The organism is Promicromonospora sp. Marseille-Q5078, assembly GCF_050315395.1.
Lineage (GTDB): Bacteria > Actinomycetota > Actinomycetes > Actinomycetales > Cellulomonadaceae > Isoptericola.
In genome coordinates this window covers 2,960,499-2,973,372 of record NZ_JBNPQG010000001.1, presented here as the reverse complement: position 1 = coordinate 2,973,372, position 12,874 = coordinate 2,960,499, and the positions used below count along the sequence as shown (strand labels likewise).

11 protein-coding genes are annotated in these 12,874 nt (G+C 74.6%); 6 read left to right on the top strand and 5 right to left on the bottom strand.

What is annotated here, in order from left to right; translation table 11 throughout:
* Window positions 1-95 precede the first annotated feature (95 nt).
* Together ACQFYA_RS13910 and ACQFYA_RS13905 are read left to right on the top strand one after the other, a co-directional pair.
* Window positions 96-563, top strand: coding sequence for a MarR family winged helix-turn-helix transcriptional regulator (locus tag ACQFYA_RS13910; protein ID WP_499125184.1), 468 nt, complete (start codon window positions 96-98; stop codon window positions 561-563).
* 66 nt (window positions 564-629) lie between these two features.
* On the top strand, window positions 630-2,276 hold the full coding sequence (locus ACQFYA_RS13905) for a DHA2 family efflux MFS transporter permease subunit (protein ID WP_499125183.1): 1,647 nt from the start codon (window positions 630-632) through the stop codon (window positions 2,274-2,276).
* Between the two features lie 54 nt (window positions 2,277-2,330).
* Here ACQFYA_RS13905 and ACQFYA_RS13900 read toward each other — a convergent pair whose 3' ends face one another.
* The gene (locus ACQFYA_RS13900; RefSeq protein ID WP_499125181.1) at window positions 2,331-3,692 is read right to left on the bottom strand and encodes an MFS transporter; all 1,362 of its coding nucleotides are present in this window, start codon (window positions 3,690-3,692) and stop codon (window positions 2,331-2,333) included.
* 291 nt (window positions 3,693-3,983) lie between these two features.
* Between ACQFYA_RS13900 and murA the strand changes: the two genes are divergently transcribed.
* The 3 genes from murA (at window position 3,984) to ACQFYA_RS13885 (ending at window position 7,199) form a co-directional block, all read left to right on the top strand.
* Window positions 3,984-5,300, top strand: a complete 1,317-nt coding sequence (gene murA, locus ACQFYA_RS13895) for a UDP-N-acetylglucosamine 1-carboxyvinyltransferase (protein ID WP_499125179.1) — start codon at window positions 3,984-3,986, stop codon at window positions 5,298-5,300.
* Between the two features lie 85 nt (window positions 5,301-5,385).
* The gene (locus tag ACQFYA_RS13890) at window positions 5,386-6,144 is read left to right on the top strand and encodes a lysophospholipid acyltransferase family protein (protein WP_499125177.1); all 759 of its coding nucleotides are present in this window, start codon (window positions 5,386-5,388) and stop codon (window positions 6,142-6,144) included.
* Window positions 6,141-7,199, top strand: a complete 1,059-nt coding sequence (locus ACQFYA_RS13885) for an NAD(P)H-dependent glycerol-3-phosphate dehydrogenase (protein ID WP_499125176.1) — start codon at window positions 6,141-6,143, stop codon at window positions 7,197-7,199. Before ACQFYA_RS13890 ends, ACQFYA_RS13885 begins: the two co-directional genes overlap by 4 nt.
* A gap of 7 nt (window positions 7,200-7,206) precedes the next feature.
* On the opposite strand, the gene ACQFYA_RS13880 is transcribed toward ACQFYA_RS13885, so the two are convergent.
* Entirely contained in the window at window positions 7,207-7,902 is a 696-nt protein-coding gene (locus ACQFYA_RS13880; RefSeq protein ID WP_499125174.1) for an AMIN-like domain-containing (lipo)protein, read from the bottom strand.
* Between the two features lie 125 nt (window positions 7,903-8,027).
* Here ACQFYA_RS13880 and ACQFYA_RS13875 point away from each other — a divergent pair, with 125 nt between their 5' ends.
* Window positions 8,028-8,744 carry an HAD-IA family hydrolase gene (locus ACQFYA_RS13875; protein WP_499125172.1) on the top strand — a complete coding sequence of 239 codons (717 nt, stop codon included), beginning with the start codon at window positions 8,028-8,030 and terminating at the stop codon, window positions 8,742-8,744.
* Here the strand turns inward: ACQFYA_RS13875 and ACQFYA_RS13870 are convergent.
* Genes ACQFYA_RS13870 through ACQFYA_RS13860 form a run of 3 tightly spaced genes read right to left on the bottom strand, consistent with a single transcriptional unit; the run spans window position 8,737 to window position 12,841 of the window.
* Window positions 8,737-9,882, bottom strand: coding sequence for a trans-sulfuration enzyme family protein (locus ACQFYA_RS13870; RefSeq protein ID WP_499125171.1), 1,146 nt, complete (start codon window positions 9,880-9,882; stop codon window positions 8,737-8,739). The two genes, ACQFYA_RS13875 and ACQFYA_RS13870, sit on opposite strands and share 8 nt — an antisense overlap.
* A gap of 29 nt (window positions 9,883-9,911) precedes the next feature.
* On the bottom strand, window positions 9,912-11,468 hold the full coding sequence (locus tag ACQFYA_RS13865) for a pyridoxal phosphate-dependent decarboxylase family protein (RefSeq protein WP_499125168.1): 1,557 nt from the start codon (window positions 11,466-11,468) through the stop codon (window positions 9,912-9,914).
* Window positions 11,465-12,841 (bottom strand): MFS transporter, encoded by a 1,377-nt coding sequence (locus ACQFYA_RS13860; RefSeq protein WP_499125166.1) that lies wholly within the window; start codon window positions 12,839-12,841, stop codon window positions 11,465-11,467. The genes ACQFYA_RS13865 and ACQFYA_RS13860 overlap by 4 nt, the downstream gene beginning before the upstream one ends.
* Window positions 12,842-12,874: the final 33 nt, after the last annotated feature.

The window sequence follows — 12,874 nt, the reverse complement described above, 5'->3', positions numbered from 1 at the left end:
GACCGGGTCGCGGCCCGCCCGACGTGGCGTGTCGGTGTGCGGTCGACGGGGGTAACGTCGGAATTGACATGTCAATTCCCGAGGACGGCGGCCACATGGAACAAGGGCATGACGACGCACGGCGCTCACCCACCCCCGACCAGCTCCGGACGTGGCGCGAGTTCGTGGAGGCGACCGAGGCGCTGCGCTCGCGGCTGTCGTCGCGCCTGCTGGCGGAGACGGGGCTGTCCTGGGCCGACTACGCGGTGCTGCTCGCGCTGCACGACGCCGACGGCCGCTGCCTGCGGTCCTCGGCGCTGGCGGCGGCCGTGGGCTGGGAGCGCAGCCGCCTGTCGCACCAGGTGGGCCGCATGGAGCGGCGGGGCCTGGTCGCGCGGCGGGGCGGCCGAGCGGCCGGCGTCGAGCTCACCGACGACGGCGCGGCGACGTTCCGCCGGGCGTCGGTCGCGCACCTGCGGGTGGTCCGCCACCTGTTCGTCGACGCGCTCACCCCCGACCAGCTCGTCGCGGCCGGCGAGATCGCCGCCGCGCTGCGGGTCGCGCTGGCCGAGCGCGAGGGCTGAGGGTACCGACCGCGCCCTCACGCGGCCCGACCGGCGCGCGTCGGAGGGCCATGTCACTCTCGTCGCATGTCCACCGCGTCCGGGCGCGCCCCGGTGACCCCGCTCGTCGACCTGCAGGGCAGGTCGGCGTGGAGCGTGCTGCCGCCGCTCATCCTCGGCTTCTTCATGATCATGGTCGACACCACGATCGTGAACATCGCCATCCCCACGCTCACCGACCAGTTCTCCGCCTCGCTCATCGAGGTCGGCTGGGTCAACAGCGCCTACCTGCTGTCGTACGCCGTGCTGATGCTCCTCGCCGGCCGGCTCGGCGACCGGTACGGGCAGAAGTCGGTGTTCGTCGCCGGGCTGATCGTGTTCACGACGTTCTCGTTCCTGTGCGGGTTCTCCGGCAACATCGGCTCGGAGCCCGAGATCGGATGGCTCATCGGCTTCCGCGTCGTCCAGGGCGTCGGCGCGGCGATGATGACGCCGCAGACGATGTCGATGATCACGCGCGTCTTCCCGCCCACCCAGCGCGGCGCGGCGTTGGGGCTGTGGGGTGCGACAGCGGGCGTCGCGACGCTCGTCGGCCCGCTGCTCGGCGGCGTCTTCGTGGAGACGATCGGCTGGGAGTGGATCTTCTACGTCAACATCCCCGTGGGCGTCGTCGCCCTGTGGTTCTCGGTCGTGCGGCTGCCGCACCTGTCGTCCCACGGGACGACGATGGACCCGCTCGGCGTGGTCCTGTCGGTGGTGGGCCTCGCCGCCGTGGTCTTCGGCCTGCAGGAGGGCGAGAACTACGACTGGGGCCACATCTGGGGACCGTTCTCGGTGTGGTCGCTCGTGGGGCTGGGCGTCCTGGTGCTCGTGGCGTTCGTGTGGTGGCAGCACCGCCAGGGCCCGCGCGCGCTGCTGCCGCTGCGGCTGTTCCGCTCCCGGAACTTCTCTCTCGCGAACGTGGACGGCATGGTCGTCACGTTCGCCATGATCGGGATCTTCTTCCCGCTGACGATCTACCTGCAGTCGATCCTGGGGCTGACGCCGATCCAGGCGGCGCTGGTGATGATGCCCGGGTCGCTCGTGTCCGGCGTCGTCGCGCCGTTCGCGGGCCGGCTCTCGGACCGGGTGCCGGCCAAGTGGGTGGTCGCGGCCGGGTTCGCGGCGATCGCCGGCGCGGTCCTGTGGCTCGCGGCGGTCCTGGCCCCCGACCTGTCGCCGTACGTGCTGCTGTGGCCGATGGCGCTGTTCGGCGTCGGCACCGGCCTGACGTTCTCGCCGCTGTCCAACCTGGCCACGTCGGGGCTCGACGCGCGGACGGCCGGCGCGGGCGCCGGCGCGTTCAACACCAACCGCCAGGTGGGCGGCGTCATCGGTTCGGCCGTCGTGGTCGCGACCCTCTCGGCCCGGCTCGCCGTCACCGTCCCGGCGGCCGCGCAGGACGTCGCCGCCCAGCTGCCCGAGCAGTACCGCCAGGCGTTCGTCGACGGCATCTCGCAGGCGAGCGGGAGCCTCGGGACCACGTCGGTCGGCTCGGTCCAGCTGCCCGACTCGGTGCCGGCGTCGGTGGCGGAGCAGGTCGGGGCCGCCGCCCAGCAGGCGTTCTTCGCGGGCTTCGCCGACGCCGCGGCGCAGACGCTGCTGCTCGTCGCGGTGGTGCTGGTGGTGGGCGTCGTGTGCGCGGCGGCGATGTCGCCCGTGCAGCACCGCGAGGAGGTCACCGCCGCTGGGTGAGGCTGCCGAGAACTCGTATCGGGTCTCGACAGGCTCGACCAGCGAACGGCGAGGTCAGGCCTTGATGTCGCCGCTGAAGTCGACGTCCCTGGTCTCCTTCTGGAACCACAGCGCGACGAAGGTGATGGCCGCCATGATCGCGAGGTACACGCCGACCAGGACGGGCGAGTCGGCGGCCTCCCACAGCCACACCGCGATGAACGGCGCCACGGCGGCGCCGAGGATCGACGCGACGTTGTAGGAGATGGAGGCGCCCGTGTAGCGGACGTTCGCGGGGAACAGCTCGGGCAGCAGCGCGGCCATCGGGCCGAAGGTCAGGCCCATGAGGGTGAAGCCCAGGATGAGCAGCGACATGACGCCCACCGTGCCGGCGGCGAACAGCGGCACGAACAGCAGGCCGAAGACCGCGATGCCGCCGGTCACGACGAGCAGCATCGGTCGGCGGCCGTAGCGCTCGGCGAGCGGGCCCGACGCGAGGGTGAAGATGCCGAAGAAGACGCACCCCACGATGAGCATCCAGAGGAAGTCGATCTTCTCGTAGCCCAGCCCGGCGGGGGAGCCGTCGGTGGTGGTCGTGGCCGCGATGCCGTAGTTCAGCGTGAACGTGGTCATCAGGTAGAACAGCCCGTAGGTGGCGAGCATGATGAACGTGCCCGAGACGATCTTGCGCCACGACGTGCGGAAGACCTCGGCGACCGGGACCTTCGCGACGGCCTCGGCCTCGACGACCTTGGTGAACGCGGGGGTCTCGATGAGCCGCAGGCGCACCCACAGCCCGACGATCACGAGGATCGAGCTGGCCAGGAACGGCACCCGCCAGCCCCACGAGGTGAACTGCGCGTCGCTCAGGGTCTGGGAGAGGCCGATGAACACCAGGTTGGCGAGGATGAACCCGATCGGGGCGCCCAGCTGCGGGAACGTGCCCCACACGGCCCGCTTGCCGGCCGGCGCGTTCTCCGTGGCGAGCAGCGCGGCGCCGCCCCACTCGCCGCCGAGCCCGAGGCCCTGGCAGAACCGGCACAGCACGAGGACGACGGGCGCGAGGACCGCCCAGCCGGGGGTCGTGGCGGCCGGGATCAGGCCGATGACGACGGTCGCGATCCCCATGGTGAGCAGGGACGCGACCAGGGTCGTCTTGCGGCCGACGCGGTCGCCGAAGTGGCCGAAGAGCACCGATCCGACCGGGCGGGCGACGAACGCCACGCCGAACGCCGCGAACGACGCGAGCAGCGCCGTCGTCCCGTCCTGGTTCGGGAAGAAGAGCGCGGGGAACACGAGCGAGGCCGCGGTCGCGTACGCGTAGAAGTCGTAGAACTCGATGGAGGTGCCGATGAGCGACGCGACGATCACGCGGCCGCGCGAGTTGACGGCCGGCGTCGGCGTGCTCGGGGCGCCTGACGTGACGGAGGTGGACATGGTGGACGACCGTACGACTCCGTTCCGCATCATGAACAGGAGTCCCAGGATGTGAACTCCCTCCCCTGCGAGGCGGTGCCCGGGGCGTGAAGGTGTGGTGAACGTGAATAAGCCCCCGGTGGCGTGTGTTGGCACCACCGGGCCGGGCGGGGCAGGATCGACGGCGCCGCGACGGTCACGGGCGGTCACCCGAGAGGAGCACGATTCCTCGGGTGCGAACCCGCGACACCGCCGCCACACCCGGCGGCACCCTGTGACGACTGCATCCGCAAGACGGGACGAACACGACACATGAACGATCTGCTGCACGTGAACGGCGGGAACCCGCTGGAGGGCACCATCACGGTGCGTGGGGCGAAGAACTTCGTCTCCAAGGCGATGGTGGCGTCCCTGCTGGGGGAGTCGGCGAGCGTGCTGCGGAACGTGCCGCAGATCCGCGACGTGGGCGTGGTCACCGGTCTGCTCGAGCTGCACGGCGTGAACGTGAAGGCGGACCCGGACGCGGGGATCCTGGACCTGGACCCGTCGAACGTGGAGTCCGCGCACGTGGCGGACATCGACGCGCACGCGGGGTCGTCCCGGATCCCGATCCTGTTCTGCGGGCCGCTGCTGCACCGGTTGGGTGAGGCGTTCATCCCGGACCTGGGTGGCTGCCGGATCGGCGACCGGCCGATCAACTACCACCTGGACATCCTGCGGCAGTTCGGCGCCGTGGTGGACAAGATGCCGAACGGCATCCAGCTGCGTGCGCCGCGCCGCCTGCAGGGCACGAAGATCTCGCTGCCGTACCCGTCGGTGGGTGCGACGGAGCAGCTGCTGCTGACGGCCGTGCGCGCCGAGGGCATCACCGAGCTCACGGGCGCGGCGATCGAGCCGGAGATCATGGACCTGATCGCGGTGCTGCAGAAGATGGGCGCGATCATCTCGGTGGACACCGACCGGGTGATCCGGATCGAGGGCGTGGACCGTCTCGAGGGGTACTCGCACACGGCGCTGGGCGACCGGATCGAGACCGCGTCGTGGGCGTCGGCGGCCCTGGCGACCGGCGGCGACGTCACGATCAAGGGCGCGACGCAGCCGGAGATGATGACGTTCCTGAACACGTTCCGGAAGGTCGGCGGCCGGTTCGACGTGCAGGAGGACGGGATCCGGTTCTGGCACCCGGGCGGTGACCTGGACTCGATCGTGCTGGAGACGGACGTGCACCCCGGCTTCATGACGGACTGGCAGCAGCCGCTGGTGGTGGCCCTCACGCAGGCCAAGGGCCTGTCGATCGTGCACGAGACGGTGTACGAGAACCGGTTCGGGTTCGCGGACGCGCTGCGGAAGATGGGCGCGACGATCCAGGTCTACAAGGAGTGCCTGGGTGGTCGGGACTGCCGGTTCGGGCAGCGCAACTTCCACCACTCGGCCGTGATCTCGGGCCCGACGCCGTTGTCGGCGGCGGACATCGTGGTGCCGGACCTGCGCGGCGGGTTCTCGCACCTGATCGCGGCGCTGGCGGCGAAGGGGACCTCGACGGTCCGCGGGATCAGCCTGATCGACCGGGGCTACGAGTCGTTCCAGGACAAGCTCGTCGCGCTGGGCGCGGACGTCACGCGCGGCTGACACCGCTCGCCGGTCGAGCCCGTCGGGACCCGGAACGGTCGCGACGGGCTCGACCCACGAGGAGCGGGAGGTAGGCTCTGGGCCCGTGCCGATCGCCCGTCCTGACTCCCTCGGATTCCGCATCGTCGCGCGCATCGTGCGGCCCCTGCTGTTCGCGATGGTCCGCTACGACTGGGACGGCGGCGAGCGGAACCTGCCCCGCGAGGGCGGGTTCATCGCCGCCGCCAACCACGTCACGGAGTTCGATGCCCTGACCCTGGCGCACTACCTCTTCGACAAGGGGTTCGAGCCGCGGATCCTCGCGAAGCGGGGGCTGTTCACCGCACCGCTGGTCGGGTCCGTGCTCCGCGCCACCCGCATGATCCCCGTGGACCGGGGCACCGCGGCCGCGGCGAAATCGCTCGAGGACGCGGGTTCGCAGCTCGGGCACGGGGCCTGCGTGGCGATCCTCCCGGAGGGCACGCTCACGCGGGACCCCGACCTGTGGCCGATGGAGGGCAAGACCGGCCTCGCGCGGCTGGCGCTGGCGAGCAGGCTGCCCGTCGTGCCGGTGGCCCAGTGGGGCGCGCACCGGGTGCTGCCGCGATACGGCAAGCTCCCGCGGCCGTTCCCGCGCAAGCCGGTGACGATCGTCGCCGGCCCGCCGGTCGACCTGTCCGACCTGTACGACCGACCGCTCGACACCCAGGTGCTGCGCGAGGCGACGAACCGCGTCATGGACGCGATCGGCGCCGAGCTCGCCGGGATCCGCGGCGAGGCGGCCCCGGCCGTCCGCTTCGACCTGCGCAAGCATCCCGAGTACGAGACCAAGCGCACGACCTACCCGCCCGTGGAGCGCCCTTGAGCACCGACCTGACCGCCGAGCCCACCGCCGACACCCGCGCCGCGGGCGCGCCGACCCGGGTCGCCGTCCTGGGTTCCGGATCGTGGGGCACCACGTTCGCGATGGTCCTCGCGGACGCCGGCTGCGACGTCCGACTGTGGGGCCGCGACCCCGCCGTCGCGCACGAGGTCACCACCGCGCACCGCAACGAGAAGTACCTGCCGGGCGTCGAGCTGCCGGCGATGACCGGCACCACGGACGCCGCCGCGGCGCTGGCGGGCGCCCAGATCGTCGTCGTGGCCGTGCCGTCGCAGGTGGCGCGCGCGACGCTGACCGGCCTGCGGGAGCTCGTCGAGCCGGACGCCGTGATCGTCTCGCTGATGAAGGGCGTGGAGCTCGGCACCGACGAGCGCATGACCCAGGTCATCGTCGAGGCGCTCGACGTGGCCGCGTCGCGCGTGGCCGTCGTGTCCGGGCCGAACCTGGCGCCGGAGATCGCCCAGCGTCAGCCGACGGCCACCGTCGTGGCGTGCTCCGACGAGTCCGCGGCCAAGTTCGTCGCGGAGGCCTGCTCGAACGCCTACTTCCGCCCGTACACCAACGACGACGTGGTCGGCGTGGAGCTGTGCGGCGCGGTGAAGAACGTCATCGCCCTCGCGGTCGGCATGGCGCAGGGACGCGGCTTCGGGTCGAACACCGTCGCCACCGTCATCACGCGGGGCCTGGTGGAGATCACCCGCCTCGGCCTCGAGCTGGGCGCCGACGCCGAGACCTTCGCCGGTCTCGCCGGCATGGGCGACCTCGTGGCCACGTGCACGTCGCCGCTGTCGCGCAACAACACGCTCGGCCGCCACATCGGCGAGGGGATGACGCTCGAGGAGGCGGTCGCGGCCACCGGCACCACCGCCGAGGGCGCGAAGTCCTGCCGCTCCGTGCTCGACCTCGCGGGCAAGCACGGCGTCGACATGCCGATCACCGCGGGCGTCGTCGCCGTCCTCTACGACGGCCTGCCCGTCGAGGACATGGCGCGCGCGCTCCTGTCCCGGCCGCAGAAGTCCGAGGGCGTCGACGCCTGACCGGGCCTCAGTCGTCGGCGGGGTCGTGCTGCACGTCGACGACGACGCGCGCCGGGTCCTCCAGCGCGAACACGCGGAACGGGAGCGGTTCGCCCCCGGCCCCGTCGTCGACGCCCACGAACGCCGTCGTGTACCCCTCGAACCAGAACCGGTAGACCACCTCGTCGATCGACTCGGTGCCGTCCGGGTCGATCGGCCCCCCGTCGTACTCCGTGGGGCCGCCGTCCGTCTCGCCGGGCATCGCCATGCCGGACAGCCGCACCTGCAGCACCCGGTCGCCGTCGACCGCGACCGGGTCGCCGCTGCCGTCGTCGGTCGCGGCGTCCACGTACTCGACCGTCCAGCCCGGCGCGCCCTCGCCCTCGAGGTCGAGGACGACGCGGTCGAAGCCCTCGTGCGTGCCCACCCGGACGTCGGTGACGACGAGCGCCGCGTCCCGGCTCGGGTCCGCCGTGTCCGGCGACGCGTCGGCCGGGAACGGCACGTCCTGCGTGGGCTCGTCGGCGCTGGTGTCGTCGGGCGCGGTGTCGTCGGTGCCGTCGTCCGGGGCGCTCGACGCGGTCGCGGTGTCCCCCGGGGAGTCGCTCGGCGCGGAGCCGGGGCCGTCGACCTCGGGGCCGTTGTCCGCGCACCCGGCGAGCGCGACGACGAGCAGTGCCGCGGCGAGCGCACCGGCGGCCGGACGGGTCCTGGTGCTGGTCATGGCGCCTCCCGTGTCGTCGGCCGTCGCTCGGACGGGTCGACCGTAGGCACAAGCCGCCCGTTCCGCACGCGCGTGGGGTCGGTGCCCGGTGAGGCCCGGTCGGGCCCGGTCGGTACGGTGACCGCATGGCGCTGACACGGACGGACCGCCCCGCCCTGGTGTTCGACGTCCTCGGCACGCTGGTCGACCAGGCCGGCAGCCTGCGCGCCGAGGTGCGCGCGGCGGCCGGCGTCGACGACGCCGAGGCGGGGCGGGTGGTCGCGCGGTGGCTCGGGCTCGTGGCGGAGCAGACGCGTGAGGTGGTCGACGGCCGGCGGGACTTCGCCCCGAGCGACCGGCTGGACCGCGAGGCGCTGGCGGCCCTCGTGCGCGACGGCGACCTGCCGGCGGCGGCGGCCGACCGGCTCGCCACGGCGGGCGAGCGGCTCCGCGCCTGGGACGACAGCGTGGCCGGGATCGACGCGCTCGCCCGCGACTTCACGGTGATCGGCCTGTCCGACGCGAGCCGGCGCACCCTCGCCGGGCTGAGCGCCGGCACCGGGCTGCGCTGGCACCAGGTGCTCTCCGCGGAGGACGCCCGCACCTACAAGCCCGGCCCCGCGCTCTACGCGGCGGCCCTCGCCGCGGCCCCCGCCGGCTCGGGCCCGCCGGTCATGGTCGCCGCGCACGCGTGGGACCTGCGCGCGGCCGCGGGGGCCGGGATGCGGACGGCGTACGTGCCGCGGCCGCAGGGGGACCCGCCGGCGGGGGGCGACAGGTTCGACCTGCGCGCGGCCGACCTGCCCGACCTGCATGCCCGGCTGCTGCTGCTGGGCGGGGAGCCCGGCCCGCGGCTCAGCTGACGGCGGCGCGCAGGGCCTGGTCGAGGTCCGCCCAGAGGTCCTCGACGTCCTCGATGCCCACGGACATCCGCAGGAGGTCCTCGGGCACGGTCCGGGACTCGGTGGCGAAGCGCCGACGCCGCTCGAGCATCGACTCCACGCCGCCCAGCGACGTGGCGGGGAGCCACAGGCGCACGGCGGCCACCACGGCGTCGGCCGCGGCGGCCCCGCCGTGCGGGCGCAGGCCGAGCACGGCGCCGAAGCCGTTCATCAGCCCCGCGGCGCGCTCGTGCCCGGGGTCGCCGGGCAGCGACGGGTGGCGCACCTCCGCGACGGCGGGGTGCTCGGCGAGGCGCCGGGCGAGCTCGGCCGCGTTGGAGCCGGCCCGCTCCACCCGCAGGTGCAGCGTGCGCAGGCCGCGCAGCGCCAGCCACACCTCCATCGGGCCCGGGATCGAGCCGTGCAGGGTGCGGTAGGCGCGCAGCCCCGACACGAGCTCGTCGTCGCGCGTGACGGCCGCGCCGAGCACGACGTCGGAGTGCCCGGCCAGGTACTTGGTCACGGAGTGCACCACGATGTCCGCGCCCAGCTCCAGCGGCCGCTGCCCGAGCGGGGTCGCGAAGGTGTTGTCGACGACGGACCGCACGCCGCGCTCCCGCGCGGCGGCGAGGATCGCGGGCAGGTCCGCGACCTCGAGCATGGGGTTGGTGGGCGACTCGGCCAGGAGCACGTCGGCGCCGTCGAGCGCGGCGACGACCTGCGCGGTGTCCGCGATGTCGACGCGCCGCACCTCGACGCCCCGGCGCGCGGCGAGGTCGTCGAGGTAGCCGAGCGACACCTGGTAGGCGTGCCGGGGCGCGACGACGACGCCGCGCTCGGGCACGTGGCCGAGCGCGGCGATCACGGCGGCCATCCCGGACCCGAAGACGACGCCGTGCTGCGCGCCCTCCAGCGCGGCGAGCGCCTCCTCGAAGGGGTGCCACGTCTCGGTGTCCATGCGCGAGTACAGCAGGTCGCCGGGCGCCGAGACGCCCTGGTTCACGTAGGTGGAGCTGAGGACGACCGGCGGGTTCACCGGCGCGCCCTGCGCGCGCGCAGGCCGCCCGGCGGTGACGGCGAGGGTGGCGGGGGAGAGCGTCGCGTGCGGGTCGTGCGTCATGCGCGCAGCGTACGTCCGGGAGGCGGGTGTCAGCCTCGGGGTTCCACCAGGCGCGCGAGCAGCTCGGTGAGCAGCCGCTCCACCAGGGGGGCCGGCAGCACCTCGACCAGCGCGAGCAGCGGCGCCATCGGGCCGACCCCGGGGGCCCCGTCGGCGGCCCCGCCTGCCACGGCCCCGAGGCCGATGGCGTCCAGGAGGGCCGCCGCCGTCCCGGAGTCGAGGGGACGGTCCGGGTCCGCCGCGGGCAGCGCGCCGACCAGGGCGCCCGCGTCCGGGCGCGCCGCACCCCGCACGTCGTCGGCGGCCGCACGCAGCACGGGCACGAGGTCGTCCAGCACCCGCTCGGTGACCGGCGTGACCGTGAGGTGGGTGGTGTGCGGCAGGCGGGTGCCGTCGGGCTGGACCAGCCCCGGCTGCGCCTGGAGCGTCCAGCCCCGCGCGGCCACGGCGTCGGCCCACAGGTGCGGGTCCACCCGGCGGCCGGCCGGGACGTCGTCGTCCGACGCGACGGCGAGGAGCGGGCCCACCGGCGAGCCCACGACGCGCAGGCCCTCGATCCCGTCGACCGCCTCGCGCAGCGCCAGCGTGGCGCGGCGCGCGCGGCCGGCGAGCGTCGCGAGCCCGTCCCGCCCCAGGGCCTGCAGGATCGCCCACGCGGCGGCGAGCGGCCCGCCCGACCGCGAGCCGAGCAGCGTCGGGTTGACCACCGGGTAGCCGGGCCAGCGCGTCGTGGCGAAGTACTGCGCCCGCTGCCGGTCGCGGTCGCGGTGCAGCAGGACGGACGCGCCCTTGGGGGCGAAGGCGTACTTGTGCAGGTCCGCGCTCAGGCTCGTGACGCCGGGCACGCGCAGGTCCCAGGCGGGCAGGCCGGGCCAGAACGGCAGGGCGAAACCGCCGATGCACGCGTCGACGTGCACGGGCACGCCCGCGGCGGCGGCGAGGGTGGCGACCTCCGCCACGGGGTCCGCGGCGGCGTGCGGGTAGGAGGGGGCGGAGACGACGACGAGCGCGACGTCCTCGGCGAGGCCGTCGGCGAGGCCGTCGGCGAGCCGCGCACCGATCGCGGCGGCGTCCACGGCGCCGGCCGAGGCCCCCGCGACGGCCACGGGGACGAGGTCGAGCTCCAGCCCGTACAGGTGCGCGGCCTTCTGGAACGCGGCGTGCACGGTGACGGGCGCGACCAGGCGCGGCCGCGCCTCGCCGGGCCGGAGCCCGCGGGCCGCGAGCCAGGTGTCGCGCGCCGACTGCACGGCCAGCAGGCAGCTCTCGGTGCCGCCGCTGGTGACCGTGCCGACGGTGTCCGCGTCGCCGCCCAGCAGGTCGCGCGCGAAGGCGACGACGTCGCGCTCGAGGGCGGCCACCGAGCCGAACGTGGTCGGGTCCAGCCCGTTGACGGGCTGCATCGCCCGGACGGCGTCCGCGGCGAGGTCGTCGAGCTCCGGGACGCCCGGGTCGTAAACGTAGCTGAGCACGCGCCCGCCGTGCGTCGGCGCGTCGTGGCGGCGCAGCGCGGCGAGGGCGGCGAGCACCGCGGCCGGCTCCTGCTCCAGGTCGAGCGCGGGGACGGACGGGTCGGGGCGGGTCACGAGGCCTCCTGGGGGTGGCCGGCCCTGGTCGGGCCGGGGTCGATGTCGCGCCGCCGCAGCGGGTAGCGACCGAGCGGCAGCAGGCTGGCCGCGACGAGCGCGGCGGGCAGCACGCTGAAGGCGACGACGATGCCGAGGACGGCGCCCGGCGGCTGGTCGAGCGACTGCCCGCCGGTGGACTCGGCGTAGCCCGTGACGGCGAGCACCACGGTGAGCAGCGTGGTGCCGAGCGCCATGCCCGTCGTCTCGCCCGCGGTCCAGACGCCGCCGAACGCGCCGGCGCGGTCGGCGCCCGTCGCGCGGGCGTCGTGCGCGATGACGTCGGGCAGCATCGCCATCGGCAGGGACTGCATGCCCGCGTACGCGGCGCCCGCCAGCGCCACGGGCGCGTACACCCAGGCGCCGGGCGCCCAGGCCAGGGGGAGCAGGGCGAGCGCCGCCACGGCGAACAGCCCCGAGGCCAGCCGGAACGCCCGCTCCTTGCCGACCCGGCGGGCCAGCCCGCCCCACAGCGGCGTCACGACCAGCGCCGGGCCGACCAGCGCGACGAACAGGAGCGTCACGGCGGCCGTGTCCCGCAGCACCCACGTGGCCACGTACTGGGCGCCCGCGAGCATCGCGCCGGTGGCGAGCGCCTGCAGCACGAAGGCGCCGAGCAGGGTGCGGAACGGCGTGCTCGTGCGCAGCAGGCCGAGGCCCTCGCGGTAGTGGGCGGCGAGCCCGGTCCGCGCGGGGACGGGCCGCGGCGCGGCGGGCGGCCCCGCGGACCGCTCCGCCGTCGTCGCGACGAGCAGCGAGGCCCCGAGGACCAGCGCCGCGGCGACGGCCATGAGCAGGTAGCCCAGCCGCTCGTCGTCGCCCCCGAGCGCGCGCAGCGCGGGCCCGCCGCCGCCGAACAGCAGGATCGCGGCGGTGAGGACCACGACCCGCGCCGTGAGCAGCCGGGTGCGGGCGTCGTAGGTGTCCGCCAGCTCCGCGGGGAGGGCGATGTACGGCACCTGGAACAGGCTGAACGCCGTCGCCGCCGCGAGGAACGCGAGCAGCACCCACCCCGCCGCGCCGGCCGGGGCGAGCCCCGCGGGCACGCCGAACGTCAGGACGAAGAAGACGGGGAGCGCGAGCCCGCCGACCACCATGAGCCGGCGGCGACGGCCCGTGCGGGCGCGCTCCCGGTCGCTGGCGGCGCCGATCACGGGGTCGATGACGACGTCCCAGACCTTGGCCGCGGCGACGAGCAGCCCCGCCACGGCGGCGGTGACTCCGAGGGTGTCCGTCAGGTAGAAGACCAGCACCAGCCCGGGCAGCGTCGAGAACCCGCCGGTACCGACGGATCCGACGGCGTACCGGGCCACGGTGCCCTTGCGCAGCGTCATGAGGCGGGATCGTAGCCGCCCGCGGGAATGTTC

Coding starts and splice junctions, on each gene's coding strand:
- ACQFYA_RS13910 (WP_499125184.1), top strand. CDS start 96: ATGGAACAAGGGCATGACGACGCACGGCGCTCACCCACCCCCGACCAG.
- ACQFYA_RS13905 (WP_499125183.1), top strand. CDS start 630: ATGTCCACCGCGTCCGGGCGCGCCCCGGTGACCCCGCTCGTCGACCTG.
- ACQFYA_RS13900 (WP_499125181.1), bottom strand. CDS start 3,692: ATGTCCACCTCCGTCACGTCAGGCGCCCCGAGCACGCCGACGCCGGCC.
- murA (WP_499125179.1), top strand. CDS start 3,984: ATGAACGATCTGCTGCACGTGAACGGCGGGAACCCGCTGGAGGGCACC.
- ACQFYA_RS13880 (WP_499125174.1), bottom strand. CDS start 7,902: ATGACCAGCACCAGGACCCGTCCGGCCGCCGGTGCGCTCGCCGCGGCA.
- ACQFYA_RS13875 (WP_499125172.1), top strand. CDS start 8,028: ATGGCGCTGACACGGACGGACCGCCCCGCCCTGGTGTTCGACGTCCTC.
- ACQFYA_RS13870 (WP_499125171.1), bottom strand. CDS start 9,882: ATGACGCACGACCCGCACGCGACGCTCTCCCCCGCCACCCTCGCCGTC.
- ACQFYA_RS13860 (WP_499125166.1), bottom strand. CDS start 12,841: ATGACGCTGCGCAAGGGCACCGTGGCCCGGTACGCCGTCGGATCCGTC.